The following is a 15,895-nucleotide window of genomic DNA, read 5'->3' as shown; positions in this document are numbered from 1 at the left end:
GTGCCCATTTCGCATTGCCTCGGGGAGGAGGGCAGGATGCAGACGAATCGACCAAGACGGCCGGGCGAACTGCTGTTCAACCTGGCCATGGTGCTGGCCAGCCTGTTCCTTCTCTGGTCAGCCTATGGGATCTCGGGGTTCGAGGCGCTGTCGGCCCCGGGCACGGTGCCGATGGTCACCACCGCAACCATGCTGATCTGCGCTGTGCTGATCCTTCGGGAGACCCTGCGCAAGAGCGGCACGACCACCGAGACGCTGCGGCAGCACATCCTGCCGGTCCCCGTGATCGTCACCATCGCGGCCATCGGCGCCTATGCCCTGGCGCTCAAACCCCTGGGCTTCCTGCCCACATCCTTCCTGTTCCTCACGGGGATGATCCGCTATCTTGCCCGTTACAGCCTGGCGCGCTCGGCCCTTCTGGCCCTGCTGATCCTGATCATCATCTACCTCGTCTTCCGCATCGTCTTCACCGTGCTCATGCCCGAAGGCCTCGTCCCCGAGGCCGAGATCATCGCCTGGGTGAAGCGCCTGTTCCGCGGGGAGGGCGGCTGAGATGATGGACGCCATCCAGGCCTTCCTCATCCCCCTGCTCGAGCCCAGGCTGCTGGGGCTGATCGCGATCGGCACCTTCGCCGGAATCTATGTCGGCGCCATTCCCGGCCTTTCGGTCACGATGGCCGTGTCGATCCTGATCTCCTTCACCTTCTCCTGGGAGGTCTATCCCGCACTCGCGCTGATGATCGGCATCTACATGGGCGGCGTCTATGGCGGATCGCGCACCGCGATCCTCCTGAACATCCCCGGCGCGCCGGCCGCCATCGCCACCGCGCTCGACGGCTTTCCCATGGCGAAGAAGGGCCTTGCCGGCGAGGCCATCGGCATCGCCACCGTGGTATCCTTCATCGGCGGGTTCATCGGCATCTTCGCGCTGGCCGCCTTCGCCCCGACGCTGTCGGACTTCGCCCTGCGCTTCCAGCCGCGCGACTACTTCATGCTCGGGGTTCTCGGCATCCTGCTCGTCGGGTCGCTCTCGGGCGAGAGCCTGGTCAAGGGTATCTTCGCCGGCGCGCTGGGGATCGGGATCGGCGCGGTGGGCATGGATCCGCTCACCTTCACCGAACGCTTCACCTTCGGGATCGACGGGCTGCGCGGGGGGGTCTCCTTCATCGCCGTGATGATCGGGATGTTCGGCATCTCGGAGGGGCTGATGCAGCTGCACACGGTGAACACGCCCGCCGTGAAGCAGAAGATCGGACGGATCATCCCGTCCTGGGCGCAGGTGCGCCGGCACCTGCCGCTCGGGCTCCAGACATCGACCATCGGCACGGTGATCGGCGCGCTGCCGGGCACGGGCGGCGACATCGCGGCGCTCATTGCCTATGACCACGCCAAGCGCGTGACCCGCAACCCCGAGGTGCCCTTCGGACAGGGCGCGGTCGAGGGCCTGGTGGCGCCCGAGACCGCCAACAACGCCGCCGTCGGCGGGGCCTTCATCCCGATGCTCACGCTGGGCATTCCCGGCGATGCGGTGACCGCGATCATCATCGGTGCGCTCTTCATCCACGGGCTCAATCCCGGGCCTCTGCTGATGACCAGCCAGCCCGACATGTTCTGGTTCATCGTCTCGTCGCTGGTGCTGGCCAACATCTTCATCCTGATCTTCGGGCTGACGGGCATCCGCTTCTTCGTGAAGATCGTGGAACTGCCGCGAGCCGTGCTGCTGCCGGCCATCCTGCTTCTGTCCGTCGTCGGCGCCTATGCGGTGAACAACAGCCTGACCGATGTCTACTGGATGCTGGGCTTCGGCGTCTTCGGATACTTCATGAAGCTCTATGGCTATCCGCTCGGCCCGGTGATCCTGGGCGTGATCCTGTCGCGGCTTCTGGACGACAACTGGCGCCGCGCGATCATTTCCGATCTCGAAAGCCCGGTCCGCCTGATGCAGGGCATCCTCACAAGCCCGCTCTCGCTGGCGCTCTTCGCCTTCATCCTCCTGATCTTCCTCTCCAAGACTCCCCTCTGGGGTCTGATCTTCCGCCGGAAACAGACATGAGCGAGATCATCCGCCTCGGCCTCATCGGCGACAACATCGCCGCCTCGCAGTCGCCGCGGCTGCACCGCCTGGCCGGGGCGCAGAACGGGCGGCGCGTGGTCTATGACAGCCTGGTGCCACCCACGATGGGAATGACCTTCGACGAAGTCTTCGCCCATGCCGCGGCGTCCGGCTATCGGGGGGTCAACGTCACCTACCCCTACAAGGAGCGCGCAGCAGCGAGGGTCGTGGTGGAGGATCCGCTCGTCAGGGCGATCGGCGCGGTGAACACGGTCCTCTTCGATGCCGGAGGGCCGCACGGCTTCAACACCGACCATTCCGGCTTCATCGCCGCCTATCGCCGGGTGCGGGGCGCGGCGCCGCCCGGCCCGGTGCTGATGATCGGTGCCGGCGGTGTGGGCCGGGCCGTGGCCTTCGGCCTGGTGGCGCTCGGCCTTGCGGAGATCCGCATCGCAGACCGTGATCCGGCCAGGGCTGGGGCGCTGGCCCAGGCGCTTGCGCAGGCGCGGCCGGGGCTCGTCACCCGGACCGGAGCCGATGCCGCAGACCTGGCCCCCGGCGCGGCGGGCCTCGTCAACTGCACCCCGGTGGGCATGGTGGGCCATGAAGGGACCCCCCTGCCCCGTCCGGCCCTCGCCGGCGCGGCCTGGGCCTTCGATGCCGTCTATACTCCCGTCGAAACGCAGTTCCTGCAGGATGCCGCGGCCGAGGGGCTCGAGATCATCTCGGGCTATGAGCTCTTCGTGGGTCAGGGGATCGATGCCTGGGCGATCTTCACCGGGCTGCCGCTCGACGAGGCGCGGCTGCGCCGCGACCTCGCGGAAGGGAGGGACGCACCATGAAGACGTCGATCGCGACGGTGTCGATCTCCGGCACCTTCGCCGAGAAGCTGGAAGCCATCGCGGCCGCCGGCTTCGACGGGATCGAGATCTTCGAGCAGGATTTCATCGCTTCGGACTTCCGCCCCGAGGAAGTCGGCCGGATGGTCCGTGATGCGGGGCTGGAGATCACCCTGTTCCAGCCCTTCCGCGATTTCGAGGGCCTGCCCGAGCCGCACCGCTCTCGCGCCTTTGCCCGGGCGGCGCGCAAGTTCGATCTGATGAACCAGCTCGGCACCGATCTGATGCTGGTCTGCTCCTCGGTCCACCCGGCGGCGATGGGCGGAATCGACCGGATGGCCGCGGATTTCGCCGAGCTTGGCGAACTGGCCCGCAGCCACGGGGTCCGGGTGGGGTTCGAGGCGCTGGCCTGGGGGCGCCACGTGAACGACCATCGCGACGCATGGGAGGTGGTGCGCCGCGCCGACCACCCGAATGTCGGACTGATCCTCGACAGCTTTCACACCCTGGCCCGCCGGATCGACCCGGACACGATCCGCCGCATTCCCGGCGACCGCATCTTCTTCGTCCAGCTCGCCGATGCGCCGGCGATCGAGATGGATCCGCTCTACTGGTCGCGGCATTTCCGCAACATGCCGGGCGAGGGCGACCTCGACGTGACGGCGTTCCTGCGTGCGGTTCTGGCCACGGGTTATGCCGGGCCGCTGAGCCTCGAGATCTTCAACGACCAGTTCCGGGCGGGCCTGCCGCGCCTGGTGGCGCTGGACGGCCGGCGCAGCCTGATCGCGGCCCTGGATCGCGCCCGCCGGCAGGAACCCACGCTGGCCGTGAATCTGCCCCCCTTTCCGCCGCCGGCGCCGGTCAGCCATGTCGAATTCGTGGAATTCGCCACCTCGCCGCAGGAGGCCTCCGCTCTCGAGGCCTTTCTGCAGGCGGCCGGCTTTGCCCGCGCGGGGGCGCATGTGTCCAAGCCCGTCGCGCTGTGGCGTCAGGGCGGCGTGAATATCCTGGTCAACACCGATCAGGAGGGGTTTGCACGCCGTTCCTATGCCGCCCATGGCACCACCGTCGCAGAGGTGGCGCTGGCCCGTGCCCGATGCCCGGGCCGCCCATGCGCGGGCGCTGGCGCTGCTGGCACAGAATCATGACCAGCCGATCCGCAAGGGCGAACTGTCGATCCCGGCGATCCGCGGCGTCGGCGGCAGCCTGATCCGCCTGCTGGATTGCAATACCGATCCGGCCCGCATCTGGGATGTCGATTTCCGCGCCGAGCCGGCGCAGGCGGGGGTCGGTCTGATCGCCGTGGATCACCTGGGCCAGACCATGCCCTATGACGAAATGCTCAGCTGGGCCCTGTTCTATACCTCGATCTTCGGGGGGCGGAAGGCGCCGATGGTCGATGTGGCCGATCCCGACGGGCTCGTGCGCAGTCAGGCGGTGCAATCGGGCGGGCTGCGGGTGACGCTGAACGGATCGGAAGCCCGGCGCACCTTGGCCGGGCGTTTTGTCGAGGATACATTCGGCGCGGCGGTCCAGCATCTCGCCTTTGCCACGGCCGATATCTTTGCCACGGCGAAGGCCTTGGCAGAACGTGGTTTCCCGGCGCTTCGGATCGGCGCGAACTATTATGACGACGTGGCTGCGCGCTTTGGTCTGGCCCCGGCGCTGGTGGCCCGGATGCAGGCGGCCAATGTGCTCTATGACGAAGACGCCGGCGGCCAGTTCTTCCAGCTCTATTCCGAATCCCGCCCGGGCGGCTTCTTCATCGAGATCGTCCAGCGTCAGGGCAACTATCAGGGTTACGGAGCCGCAAACGCGCCCTTCCGCATCGCCGCCCAGAAGCGCAGCACCCGGCCCGCCGGCATGCCGCGCCTTTAGGGGGACCCGGTTCAGGGCCGGCTCCGGCCTGCGCGCGCGGCAAAGGCGCGGGCTTCGGCTGGCGCCTGGCCAAGTCCCCTGGCCCGGGCATGCGCGTCCCAGTCGGTTCCGGGGAAATGCTGCTCCAGGAGCCGCAGAAGAGGGAGGCCGGTCTTGCGCACCTCGCGGCAGAGCGCCGCGACCGCGGCCTGCGCCTCGGGCCGCGGCATCCGTTCGGCAAGCACAAAGGTCAGGGCCTCGGCATGGACCAGACCGCCATCCGCCTCCAGACTGCGCGCCATCGCCGCCGGATCGGGGGCAAGGCCGGAGAGGATCTCCTGCGACAGCAACAGCATCCGGCCCGTCGCGATGCACATCTGCGGCAAGGTCAGCCATTCGGTGAACCAGGCCGCGCCGTCGCGCTGCTGCCGGTGCAGGCCCGCGCCGTGAAGCGTGCCGGCAAGCCCGATCACGTGGCGCGCCAGGGCAACCAACGCCGAGGGCGCGACCGGGTTCTGCTTCTGCGGCATGGTCGAGGACCCGCCGCCCCCTCCCAAGGACACTTCCGCCAGACCGGACTGCGCAAGCAGGATCAGATCCTCGCCCATCTTGCCGAGGCTTCCCGCAAGCCCCGCGGCAAAGGCGGCCAGGCGTGCCATCCCGGAGCGGTCCGCGTGCCAGTCGCGACCGGGATCGGCCAGGCCGAGCTCGCGTGCCAGCGCCGTGCGCACCGCTGGCCCGCGTGTGTCCATGGCAGAAAGCGTCCCTGCCGCCCCGGAAAGCGAGACCCGGAGCACCTCTCCCCGTAGGGGCGCGAGCCCGTCTCGCCAGTCGAGAAGCGGCCAGCCCCAGCCGGCCACCACCGCGCCGAAGCTCGTCGGCGTCGCCGCCTGCCCATAGGTGCGCGCCGCCATCGGCAGATCGGCATGGGCCGCAGCCAGCGCCCCGAGCCGTTCCACCAGCCCGTCGAGGCGGGCCTGCCAGAGATCCAGGACCTCACGCAGGCGCAACGCGAGCGCGGTGTCCATGATATCCTGGCTGGTGGCGCCCCAGTGCAGATACTGCATCGCCTCGGGCGCGTGCGCGGCAGCGCGGAAGGCGGCCAGCAGCCCCGGCACCGGCACACCATGACGGGCCGTTTCGGCCGCAAGCGCCGCGGGGTCGATCGCCACCTCCCGCGCCGCCCGTTCGATCGCGGCGGCGGCCTCGGCCGGGATCAGACCGAGCGCCCCCTGCACCCTTGCCAGGGCCTCTTCGACCCGCAGCATGGCGGCGATCTCGGCGCCGTCGGAAAAAGAGCCGCGCCACCTCCGCATCGCCCAGAAGCTCGCGGTAGATGGCGCTGTCGGCGGGATGGGCGGGCATCGGCAGCTCAGCAGGCGGGTTGCTTCAGGCCGAGGATGGCGCGCGCCTGCTGCCAGGTTGCCACCGGCCGCTCGTAACGGTCGCAGATCTCCACCACCCGCCGCACCAGCGCCGCGTTCGACGGCGCGAGCCGCTCGCGGTCGAGCCGCACATTGTCCTCAAGCCCGGTCCGCGCATGCCCCCCCGCCGCCACCGCCCATTCGTTGAGCACGATCTGGTTCGGCCCGATCCCGGCCGCGCACCACGGGGTGTCCTCGCCGAAAAGGCGTTTCACCGTGTGGATGTAATAGTCGAAGACATCGCGGTCGGCGGGCATGGCGTTCTTCACGCCCATCACGAACTGCACATAGGGCCGGCCGGCGATCTGACCCCGGTCCCACATCTCCTTTGCCTTGAAGATATGGCTGAGATCGAAGGCCTCGATCTCGGGCTTGACGCCGTAGCGCAGCATTTCGGCCGCCAGCCAGTCCACCAGATCGGGCGGGTTCTCGTAGACGCGGGTGGGGAAATTGTTCGAGCCCACGGCCAGCGAGGCCATGTCGGGGGCGAGAGGCAGCATCCCGCCGCGTTCCCGCCCGGCACCAGACCGGCCCCCGGTCGAGAGCTGGATGATCATGCCGGGGCAATGGCGGCGCAGCCCCTCCATCAGCCGGGCGAAGCGTTCGGGGTCGCTGGTCGGGCGGCCTTCGTCATCGCGCACGTGGCAATGGACGATGGCGGCACCCGCCTCGAAGGCCTCATGCGTGCTTTCCACCTGTTCGGAGATGGTGATCGGGACGGCCGGGTTGTTCTCCTTGGTCGGCAGGGATCCGGTGATCGCGACGCAGATGATGCAGGGCTCGGCCATGGTCAGACATCCAGGAACACGGTTTCGTCCTCGCCCTGAAGGCGGATGTCGAAGCGGTAGCGGCCCGGGCCCGTGCGGCGCGCGATGAGCGTCTCGCGCCGGGGGGGCTGTTCGATCAGGTTCAGCACCGGATCGGCGGCATTGTCCTCGTCCTCGAAATACATCCGGGTGGAAAGCCCGATATTGATGCCCCGCGCCACCAGCCAGAAGGAGATGTGCGGCGCCATCATCCGGCCGCTCCGCCCTGGCACGGCACCCGGCTTGATCGTCTCGAAGGCCCAGAGCCCGGTCTCGAAATCCGGGACGATGCGTCCCCAGCCGCGGAAGCCCTTCGCGCAGTCCGCATGGCGCGGATCCTCGGGATGGGGATAGATGCCGGCCGCATCGGCCTGCCAGACCTCGATCAGCACATCCGTCACCGGGGAGCCGGTGCCGTCGAACACGATGCCTTCGACGCGGATGCGCTCTCCGGGGACATCGGGGGCGGCGATTTCCCGCCCCAGTTCCTGGCGGAAGATGGCAAAGCCCGCCGCCCCCGGCGCCAGCCCGATATGGACGTAAGGTCCGGCGGTCTGCGACGGCGATTCCTTGAGATAGTTCAGCGGCTGCGGCATCGTCAGTTTCCCTCCAGCCGGTTCTCGAAAAGGGTGGACCGACGCCCGCGCAGCACGATGTCGAACTTGTAGGCCAGACAGTCGAGCGGGATCGCCGCGTTCATGTCCAAGGGCGCGATGAGCTGGTCGATGGCGCGCGGGTCGGGGATCGTGTTCACGATCGGGCATTGGTGGATCAGCGGATCGCCCTCGAAATACATCTGAGTGATCAGGCGCTGGCTGAAGGCCGTGCCGAAGACCGAGACATGGATATGCGCCGGCCGCCAGTTGTTCACCCAGTTGCGCCAGGGATAGGCGCCGGGCTTGATCGTGCGGAAGAAGTAGTAGCCGGATTCGTCGGTCAGCGTCCGGCCGCAGCCGCCGAAGTTCGGGTCGATGGGCGCGAGGTAGGTGTCCTTCTTGTGCCGGTAGCGCCCGCCGGCATTGGCCTGCCAGATCTCGACCAGAGTGTTCGGCACGGGGCGGCCGTTTTCGTCCAGCACGCGGCCATGGACGATGATCCGTTCGCCCACCGGATCGCCGGTCGTGGCAAAGTTGCGGATGAGATCGTTGTCGAGCGGGCCGATGTCGCCATGGCCGAAGACCGGCCCGGTGATCTCGGACAGCGACCCTTGCAGCGAGAGCATCGCCCAGCGCGGACTGCGCGCGACGGAGGTCTTGTAATCGGGGGTCAGGGCGGGGGGGTGCCAGAGGCGGTCGCGCGGGTAGAACTCGGCGGGCTTCATCTCTCCTCCTCGGTTGCCATGGCGGCGAAGGTCTCCCTGGCGATCCTGATGGCGTGATTGGCGCGCGGGATGCCGGCGTAGATGGCGACGTGCAGCAGCGCCTCCATCACATCCGCTTCGCTGGCGCCGGTGTTGCGGGTGGCGCGGATATGCATGGCCAGCTCGTGATCGTTGCCGAGCCCCGCCAGAAGCGCGATCGTCAGCATCGAGCGTTCGCGCAGCGGGATCGTGTTGCGCGCCCAGACATGCCCCCAGGCCGCATCGGTGATGAGCGCCTGGAAGGGCGCATCGAAATCCGTCGTGGCGGCCTCGGCGCGGTCCACATGGGCATCGCCCAGAACCCTGCGGCGGGTGGCAACGCCTCTGGCCGTGATGTCAGTCATACGCATGAGCCTCGAGGAAGGGGGACACCAGGGCAGCCCATGCAGCCGGCGCTTCCACCGGCGGCAGATGTCCGGTGCTGGGGATTTCGTGATAGACCGCACCGGTGATGAGGGCGGCCGTCTCCTGCACCACGGCCGGGGGTGTGGAGCCGTCCTCGGATCCCGCAAGGACCAGCGTGGGCAGGGTCAGCCGCGCGCTTGCCGCACGCTGATCGGCATGCGCCAGGGCCATGCAGGCGGCGACGTAACCCTGCACCGGCGTGCGCGTCAGCATCGCGCGCCAGAGCGCGCATTCGGCCGAGGCGCGGAAGGCAGGGGTGAACCAGCGCTCCATCACGGCATCGGCGATGGCGTCCAGCCCCCCGGCCCTGATGGCGTCGATCCGTGCCTGCCAGGTCTCGGCCGTGCCCAGCCGCGCAGCGGTGTTCGACAGCACCAGCGCGCGCAGCAGATCGGGGCGCTGCGCGGCCACGGTCTGTGCGATCAGCCCGCCGATCGACAGGCCGACGAAGACGACCGGCCCGCGCGCCATCTGCTCGATGACAGCGATCGCGTCCTCGGCATGATCCGTGATCGTCGTGCCGCCGCTGCAGGCGGACAGACCGTGGCCGCGCTTGTCATAGCGGATGAGGCGCAGATTCCGGGGCAGCAGGGGCAACACGCGATCCCAGAGCCGCAGATCGGTGCCCAGCGAATTGGCAAGGACCACGGCAGGGGCATCTTCGGGCCCATCGACCCGGACATGCAGCGCGCCGAAGGGGCGGGGCAAAGCTTGCATTCCTTGTCCTCCTTTCCATAACATATTGACAAAGAAACTGTTGTGGTAATGCAAAAGCGATCATAATCCATGACTGTCTGATCATGCATCCGGCGATCAAGCTGCGCCATATCCGGGCCTTCCTGGACATCGCCGCCGAAGGCAGCCTGTCGGGCGTGGCGCGTCGGCAGGGCATCACCCAGCCCGCCCTCTCGCGCACTCTGGCCGAACTGGAGGATCTCCTGGGCGCGCCCCTCTTCCGGCGCGAGAAGCGTCGCCTGATCCTGACCGAAGCCGGTGTTACCTTCCGGCGTCAGGCAAGCCTGGGCCTCCAGGCCTTGGAGGCAGGGGCGGCAGCCCTGCGACCGGGGGCCGGGGGCGGGGCCATCCGGGTGGGCATCCTGCCGACCGCGGCGACGCGGCTGTTTCCCCGCGTGGCGCTGCGCTTTCGCGAGGTCGCCCCCGAAACGGTTCTGAAGATCGAAACCGGACCGCATTCCCATCTGCTGGGCCTTCTGCATGAAGGCCGCATCGATCTGATGATCGGCCGCATGCCGGTGCCGGCCGAGATGGCCGGCCTGACCTTCGAACATCTGTATGAGGAAGACATCGTTCTGGTCGCGCGCAGCGAGCACCCCCTGATCGATGTGCCCATTCCGACAGTGCTGGCCGCAGTTCCCGTGATCCTGCCGCCCGAAGGGGCGCTGATCCGTCGGGCTGTGGACGACTATCTGGCCAGCCTGGGTCTGGCCACCCTGCGCCCGGCCTTCGAAACCGTGGCCCTGGCGGTCGGCCGCGGAATCCTCGCCGGATCGGATGCGGTCTGGTTCATCTCCCGCGGGGTAGTGGCCGAGGAACTGGAGCGGAGCGTGCTGGTCGAACTGCCGACAGGCATGCGCTTTCTGTCGGGTGCAGTGGGGATCACGCGCCGGCAGGCCGGCCCCGAAGCGTCACGGCTCGAGCTCCTGGTGCAGATCTGCCGCGAGGTGGCCCGCAGGCGCGAGGGTCCGGCCTTGTAGGGGGATGTTTCCGCAGGCCGCCCGCATCCCGGATGCGCCAAAGGGTCCCGCCGGCCCGGACGTCGGAAACCCGCTGGCCCCTCGACAAGGCCGGGACGGCACCTGACACGTCACAGGGGATGATGCGCAGCCGGCGGCCGCTGCGACCTGTCCCCGAGAAGGCCGGCGCAAGCTGATCTCTGCCTGGTGCTGTGACCCCTGCGACGTCGTCCAGATGAGGCTAGAGTCCGGACCGAAGGAAGGACCGGACCATGAAGCGATCGAGGTTCGGCGAAGAGCAGATCATCGCCGTGCTGCGTGAGCAGGAGGCGGGCGTTTCAACGGCTGATGTCTGCCGGAAGCACGAGATCAGCAGTTCCATGTTCTACGCCTGGAAGGCGAAGTTCGGCGGCATGGATGTGTCGGAGGCGAAGCGTCTGAAGGCGCTTGAGGACGAGAACGCCAAGCTGAAGCGCCTGCTCGCCGAGGCGATGCTCGACAACACAGCCTTGAAGGACCTGCTCTCAAAAAAGTGGTGACGCCCGCCGGAAGGCGTGAAGCAGTCGCCCATCTCACTGCGACCGACGAGATGAGCGAGCGGCGGGCGTGCCAGGTCATTCGAGCGGACCGCAAGATGGTCCGCTACCGATCACGACGGCCACGCGATGAGGGCTTGCGTGAGCGGTTGCGCCAACGGGCAGCCGAGCAACGCCGTTTCGGCTATCGACGCCTGCACGTGCTGCTGCGCGGCGAAGGCCATGGCCTGAACCGGAAGAAGACCCAGCGCCTCTATCGCGAGGAAGGGCTGTCCGTCCATCGCCGGCGCGGCTGCAAACGGTCCACGGGCACGCGGGCGCCGCTGAGGACGGAAGCCATGGCGAACGCCCGCTGGTCGGTCGATTTCGCTGCGCGGACCTTCGGTTCGTCCAGGATCGGTTTGCCGATGGTCGCCGCTTCGTTCGGGCGGGCCTTGAACCGGTGGCGGCTCCGCCCTCACCCTGAACGGGATCGACGATGTCACCAAGAAGAGCTTGGCAGCCGTGGTCGACACCTCGATTTCAGGCCGACGGGTTGCCCGGGAACTCACAGCCTTGATCGAACGGCGGGCAAAGCCTGGAGTGATCGTCTCCGACAACGGCACCGAGTTCACCTCGAACGCGATCCTGGAATGGGCGGAGAAGATGAAGGTGAAATGGCATTACATCGCGCCCGGCAAGCCCATGCAGAATGGGAACTGCGAAGCCTTCAACGGCCGGATGCGTGACGAGCTGCTGAACGAGACCCTGTTCCTCGGCATCGACCGAACGAGCCGATTCGCCTTGACCCAACGCGTCGACAAAGCGGACAGGCGCACCGCCTGGCAGTTTCCGGAGCGCGCGCTCGAGGCCGTTCCCTCCCGAATCCACACGATCCTGACCGACACCGGCATTCAGTTCGCAGAACAGCCGAGAACCGGAACACGATCATCTCCCGGCCGATGCGCTTCGACATGATCTGCGAAGGCAACGGGTCGAGAACCGGCTGACCAAACCCAAACATCCGTGGACCAACGGCCGGATCGAGCGGATGAACCGGACGATCAGGAAGGCCACCGTTAAACGCTTCCACGACGATACCCACGATCGGGTTCGCACCCACCTCGCGGGTTTCATTGCTGCCTGAAACTTCGCCACAGGCTCGGGGCTCTCGGCGGCCGCACGCCATGCGAATACATCTGCAAGGCCTGGTCTGCAGAGCCAGACAGATTCATCGTCAATCCAATCCACCAGATGCCGGAACTGAATACCCATCAGCCGGCGGCGGGTTCAGCCCTCCCGCCCGTAGATCAGCTGCTGGGCGGCCCCCGCGCACAGCAGATAGAGCGAGGTCAGCCCGAGCCCGGCATGGGCAATCGGGCCGATGCGGAAATCCATCCAGGCCGCCCATCCTGCGAACAGGACCCACAGCAGCGCGACCGGCAGCGTCACCGCACCGCCAGCGGGCGGTGCGCAAGAGTTTGGAGGCGCGTAATTTTTGGTTGCGGGGGCAGGATTTGAACCTGCGGCCTTCAGGTTATGAGCCTGACGAGCTACCGGGCTGCTCCACCCCGCGGTGTGGAGTGTGTTGAGAGAGGGGGTTCTGATCAGGTCTGGCGGTGACCTACTCTCCCGCGTCTTGAGGCGCAGTACCATTGGCGTCTGGGCGCTTAACGGCCGAGTTCGGGATGGGATCGGGTGTTTCGCTCAGGCTATGGCCACCAGACCGGATCAGGACCCTGTGTGCCCCGTGGGTTGGGGCGTGGTGCATCGGAGTTTTTTTTCTGTATCCTGGTTGGGTTTGAGTGATGGATGGTTTTCCTGTTTTGCAGTGAGGGCTGTGTTTGCCTGTCACTGGGTCGGGTCAAGCCTGTTGGACGATTAGTACCGGTTCGCTGAGCGCGTTACCGCGCTTGCACGTCCGGCCTATCGACGTGGTGGTCTACCACGGTCCTTATGGGGAGACCTGGTTTTGAGGGGGGCTTCCCGCTTAGATGCTTTCAGCGGTTATCCTGTCCGTTCATGGCTACCCGGCACTGCCGCTGGCGCGACAACCGGTCCACCAGTGGAACGTTCACCCCGGTCCTCTCGTACTAGGGGCAAGTCCTCTCAAGTCTCCTGCACCCACGGAAGATAGGGACCGAACTGTCTCACGACGTTCTAAACCCAGCTCACGTACCTCTTTAAATGGCGAACAGCCATACCCTTGGGACCTGCTCCAGCCCCAGGATGAGATGAGCCGACATCGAGGTGCCAAACACTGCCGTCGATATGGACTCTTGGGCAGTATCAGCCTGTTATCCCCAGAGTACCTTTTATTCGTTGAGCGATGGCCCTTCCACGCGGGACCACCGGATCACTATGGCCGTCTTTCGACTCTGCTCGACCTGTCGGTCTCGCAGTCAGGCGGGCTTCTGCCATTGCACTCAACGGGCGATTTCCGACCGCCCTGAGCCCACCATCGCGCGCCTCCGTTACTGTTTGGGAGGCGACCGCCCCAGTCAAACTCCCCACCACGCAGGGTCCCGGACCCGGATGACGGGCCGCGGTTAGACACCAAGAGCACGAAGGGTGGTATCTCAAGGGCGGCTCCACGGAGGCTGGCGCCTCCGCTTCAAGGCCTACCACCTATCCTGCACATCGCAATCCTGGTGCCAGTGCGAAGCTAGAGTAAAGGTTCATGGGGTCTTTCCGTCTAACCGCGGGGAGCCCGCATCTTCACGGGCAGTTCAATTTCGCTGAGTCGACGTCGGAGACAGCGGGGAAGTCGTTACGCCATTCGTGCAGGTCGGAACTTACCCGACAAGGAATTTCGCTACCTTAGGACCGTTATAGTTACGGCCGCCGTTTACCGGGGCTTCAGTTCGGGGCTTGCACCCCTCCCTTTAACCTTCCGGCACCGGGCAGGCGTCAGACTGTATACGGCGCCTTGCGGCTTCGCACAGCCCTGTGTTTTTAGTAAACAGTCGCCACCCCCTCTTTTGTGCCCCCCGCCCCCGGTTGCCCGGGAACGGGGCCTCCTTCTCGCGAACTTACGGAGGCATTTTGCCGAGTTCCTTCGACGTCGTTCTCTCAAGCGCCTTGGTATGCTCTACCAGTCCACCTGTGTCGGTTTCGGGTACGGTCTGATGTGGGGCTATTTCCAGGGACCGCTCAGCTGCCCGGTCAATCCGATAAGACCGGACAACATCTGCGATCCGTCACATCCCACTGGCCCAGGACTATTCACCTGGTTCCCATCGACTACGCCTCTCGGCCTCGCCTTAGGGGCCGGCTCACCCTGCTCAGATTAGCTTTAAGCAGGAACCCTTGGACTTTCGGCGAGGGGGTCTCTCACCCCCTTTGTCGCTACTCATGTCACCATTCTCGCTGGCGATCTCTCCACCGGATGGCTCACGCCCCGGCTTCATCGAAGAGTCCTCCGTCTGCGCTGCCGCCTGTGGCGATGTCGGCGCGATGGGCTGCCCCATCCCGCATATCCGCCTCGACGGCATCACAGACGCGGACCCATGTCACGCCACGCTCCGCTACCATGCACCCAATGGTGCATCCTCAGCTTCGGCTCACGGCTTGAGCCCCGTTACATCTTCGCCGCAGGACAACTTGTCTAGACCAGTGAGCTGTTACGCTATCTTTAAAGGATGGCTGCTTCTAAGCCAACCTCCTGGTTGTTTTGGTCGTCCCACCTGCTTTCCCACTTAGCCGTGAATTGGGGGCCTTAGCTGGAGGTCAGGGTTGTTTCCCTCTCGACGACGGACGTTAGCACCCGCCGTCTGTCTGCCGGGCAGTGCTCTTCGGTATTCGGAGTTTGGTTAGGCTCAGTAAGGCTGTGGGCCCCCATCACCCATCCAGTGCTCTACCCCCGAAGGCATTCACCCGACGCTCTACCTAAATAGATTTCGCGGAGAACCAGCTATTTCCGAGTTTGATTGGCCTTTCACCCCTAGCCACAGCTCATCCCGACCTTTTTCAACAGGTGTGGGTTCGGCCCTCCAGCTGGTGCTACCCAGCCTTCAGCCTGGCCATGGCTAGATCACTCGGTTTCGGGTCTGATCCCACGAACTGAACGCCCTGTTCAGACTCGCTTTCGCTCCGCCTCCGCCTATCGGCTTAAGCTCGCTCGTGAGACCAAGTCGGTGACCCATTATACAAAAGGTACGCCGTCACCTCTCATGGAGGCTCCGACTGATTGTAGGCGTCCGGTTTCAGGTACTGTTTCACTCCCCTCGTCGGGGTGCTTTTCACCTTTCCCTCACGGTACTGGTTCGCTATCGGTCAGCAAGGAGTACTTAGCCTTCGAGGGTGGTCCCCCGATCTTCGGACAGGATTCCACGTGTCCCGCCCTACTTGATGCGTCCGATCGAACTTCCCATACGGGGCTGTCACCCGCTCCGGCTGGCCTTTCCAGGCCATTCTGGTCGTTCTCACGGCTCGGCTGGTCCGCGTTCGCTCGCCACTACTGACGGAGTCTCTGTTGATGTCCTTTCCTCCGGGTACTGAGATGTTTCAGTTCCCCGGGTTCGCCCTTGAAACCCTATGTGTTCAGGTTCCAAGTCCCTGTCTCAGCCGATTATGGATCGCCCCGAAGAGCAACCATAATCAACTGTCAGGTGGGTTTCCCCATTCGGAAATCCATGGATCAAAGCCCATTCCCGGCTCCCCATGGCTTATCGCAGGGTATCACGTCCTTCATCGCCTCTTGCTGCCAAGGCATCCACCAAACGCCCTTCTCGCGCTTGATCCGACCCAGAGACAGACAGACACAGGATGCCGCCAGCCCAAAAAGACCAGCCCATCCGTCCCTGCCCCCCGCGCGGCTCTCCAGCTCGCACGGCCCTGGGCGGAAAGTCATACATCACTCGCATCCGCAGCCATCCCAACAGGGACAGCCCGCAAATGCGCGGTTAGTGTACTAGACTTGGATACAGATCCGCTTCGGGCC

12 protein-coding genes, 1 tRNA gene, 2 rRNA genes and 2 pseudogenes are annotated in these 15,895 nt (G+C 65.9%); 7 read left to right on the top strand and 10 right to left on the bottom strand.

Annotated features, from left to right (window positions below; all coding sequences use genetic code 11):
- Window positions 1–36: 36 nt before the first annotated feature.
- From RUTHE_RS12875 to RUTHE_RS12860, 4 genes and pseudogenes are all read left to right on the top strand, one after another.
- On the top strand, window positions 37–552 hold the full coding sequence (locus RUTHE_RS12875; protein ID WP_021098883.1) for a tripartite tricarboxylate transporter TctB family protein: 516 nt from the start codon (window positions 37–39) through the stop codon (window positions 550–552).
- Between the two features lies 1 nt (window position 553).
- Window positions 554–2,053: a tripartite tricarboxylate transporter permease gene (locus tag RUTHE_RS12870; RefSeq protein WP_021098882.1), complete on the top strand. Its 1,500-nt coding sequence runs from the start codon at window positions 554–556 to the stop codon at window positions 2,051–2,053.
- On the top strand, window positions 2,050–2,895 hold the full coding sequence (locus RUTHE_RS12865; RefSeq protein ID WP_021098881.1) for a shikimate dehydrogenase family protein: 846 nt from the start codon (window positions 2,050–2,052) through the stop codon (window positions 2,893–2,895). The genes RUTHE_RS12870 and RUTHE_RS12865 overlap by 4 nt, the downstream gene beginning before the upstream one ends.
- Window positions 2,892–4,770 (top strand): annotated as a pseudogene (locus tag RUTHE_RS12860) (bifunctional sugar phosphate isomerase/epimerase/4-hydroxyphenylpyruvate dioxygenase family protein). The gene RUTHE_RS12865 and the pseudogene RUTHE_RS12860 overlap by 4 nt, the downstream one beginning before the upstream one ends.
- 11 nt (window positions 4,771–4,781) lie before the next feature.
- On the opposite strand, the gene RUTHE_RS12855 reads toward RUTHE_RS12860, so the two are convergent.
- The 6 genes from RUTHE_RS12855 to pcaD form a co-directional block, all read right to left on the bottom strand.
- Window positions 4,782–6,017 (bottom strand): lyase family protein, encoded by a 1,236-nt coding sequence (locus RUTHE_RS12855; RefSeq protein WP_342662249.1) that lies wholly within the window; start codon window positions 6,015–6,017, stop codon window positions 4,782–4,784.
- Between the two features lie 104 nt (window positions 6,018–6,121).
- Window positions 6,122–6,961 carry a 3-oxoadipate:acetyl-CoA acetyltransferase gene (locus RUTHE_RS12850; protein WP_021098877.1) on the bottom strand — a complete coding sequence of 280 codons (840 nt, stop codon included), beginning with the start codon at window positions 6,959–6,961 and terminating at the stop codon, window positions 6,122–6,124.
- A gap of 2 nt (window positions 6,962–6,963) precedes the next feature.
- The gene (gene pcaG, locus RUTHE_RS12845) at window positions 6,964–7,575 is read right to left on the bottom strand and encodes a protocatechuate 3,4-dioxygenase subunit alpha (protein WP_021098876.1); all 612 of its coding nucleotides are present in this window, start codon (window positions 7,573–7,575) and stop codon (window positions 6,964–6,966) included.
- A gap of 2 nt (window positions 7,576–7,577) precedes the next feature.
- A complete protein-coding gene (gene pcaH / locus RUTHE_RS12840; protein WP_021098875.1) occupies window positions 7,578–8,300 on the bottom strand; it encodes a protocatechuate 3,4-dioxygenase subunit beta in 723 nt (240 codons plus the stop codon).
- Window positions 8,297–8,683 carry a 4-carboxymuconolactone decarboxylase gene (gene pcaC / locus RUTHE_RS12835; protein WP_021098874.1) on the bottom strand — a complete coding sequence of 129 codons (387 nt, stop codon included), beginning with the start codon at window positions 8,681–8,683 and terminating at the stop codon, window positions 8,297–8,299. Before pcaC ends, pcaH begins: the two co-directional genes overlap by 4 nt.
- Window positions 8,676–9,461: a 3-oxoadipate enol-lactonase gene (gene pcaD, locus RUTHE_RS12830; protein ID WP_021098873.1), complete on the bottom strand. Its 786-nt coding sequence runs from the start codon at window positions 9,459–9,461 to the stop codon at window positions 8,676–8,678. Before pcaD ends, pcaC begins: the two co-directional genes overlap by 8 nt.
- 83 nt (window positions 9,462–9,544) lie before the next feature.
- On the opposite strand from pcaD, the gene RUTHE_RS12825 reads away from it, so the two are divergent.
- From RUTHE_RS12825 to RUTHE_RS17725, 3 genes and pseudogenes are all read left to right on the top strand, one after another.
- Window positions 9,545–10,459, top strand: coding sequence for a LysR substrate-binding domain-containing protein (locus RUTHE_RS12825; protein WP_021098872.1), 915 nt, complete (start codon window positions 9,545–9,547; stop codon window positions 10,457–10,459).
- Between the two features lie 251 nt (window positions 10,460–10,710).
- Window positions 10,711–11,931: pseudogene (locus RUTHE_RS17730) on the top strand (IS3 family transposase).
- Between the two features lie 73 nt (window positions 11,932–12,004).
- The gene (locus tag RUTHE_RS17725; protein ID WP_245542240.1) at window positions 12,005–12,100 is read left to right on the top strand and encodes a hypothetical protein; all 96 of its coding nucleotides are present in this window, start codon (window positions 12,005–12,007) and stop codon (window positions 12,098–12,100) included.
- A 143-nt stretch (window positions 12,101–12,243) separates the two neighbouring features.
- Here the strand turns inward: RUTHE_RS17725 and RUTHE_RS16835 are convergent, their stop codons facing one another.
- The 4 genes from RUTHE_RS16835 to RUTHE_RS12800 form a co-directional block, all read right to left on the bottom strand.
- Entirely contained in the window at window positions 12,244–12,405 is a 162-nt protein-coding gene (locus tag RUTHE_RS16835) for a hypothetical protein (RefSeq protein ID WP_021098869.1), read from the bottom strand.
- 47 nt (window positions 12,406–12,452) lie between these two features.
- Window positions 12,453–12,529: transfer RNA gene (locus RUTHE_RS12810), tRNA-Met, on the bottom strand.
- A 35-nt stretch (window positions 12,530–12,564) separates the two neighbouring features.
- A 5S ribosomal RNA gene (gene rrf / locus RUTHE_RS12805) occupies window positions 12,565–12,679 on the bottom strand.
- A 134-nt stretch (window positions 12,680–12,813) separates the two neighbouring features.
- Window positions 12,814–15,695: ribosomal RNA gene (locus tag RUTHE_RS12800) — 23S ribosomal RNA — on the bottom strand.
- Window positions 15,696–15,895 lie beyond the last annotated feature (200 nt).

This window comes from Rubellimicrobium thermophilum DSM 16684 (assembly GCF_000442315.1).
In the GTDB taxonomy this organism is placed as follows: Bacteria; Pseudomonadota; Alphaproteobacteria; order Rhodobacterales; family Rhodobacteraceae; genus Rubellimicrobium; species Rubellimicrobium thermophilum.
This window is presented reverse-complemented; position numbering and strand designations above follow the sequence as displayed.